This window comes from Flagellimonas olearia, assembly GCF_009184425.1.
GTDB classification, from domain to species: Bacteria; Bacteroidota; Bacteroidia; order Flavobacteriales; family Flavobacteriaceae; genus Flagellimonas; species Flagellimonas olearia.
In genome coordinates this window covers 1-300 of the sequence record NZ_WELG01000239.1, presented here as the reverse complement: position 1 = coordinate 300, position 300 = coordinate 1, and the positions used below count along the sequence as shown (strand labels likewise).

Genomic DNA, 300 nt, shown 5'->3' with positions numbered 1-300 from the left:
CAGAGCCTGACTATTTTGCTCGCTTGCGGCCGGTGATGCCGGTGCCAGTGTATTTCGATTGTGCCTACAATCAAATGCGCTTTCCGGTGGAGCGCATGAAATACACTTTACAGTTTGCGGATCCGCGTCTGGCCAGAATGGCGGCAGATCAATGTGAGCAGGAAATGGCGACGATCAAGTTGCCGCCGCCTTTGTTGGGGCAGGTGCGGCGGATCATTCTGGGTGGCGGTGGCCGCTTCCCTGGGGTGGAAGAGGTAGCTGGTGAGCTGCATATGTCGTCACGCACCTTGAAACGCAAGC

Annotated in this window: 1 protein-coding gene; it reads left to right on the top strand. The window is 57.0% G+C overall.

Annotated elements, in window-relative coordinates; all coding sequences use genetic code 11:
- A partial coding sequence (locus F8C76_RS19805; RefSeq protein ID WP_211372240.1) for a hypothetical protein occupies positions 1 to 300 on the top strand: 300 nt, incomplete at both ends.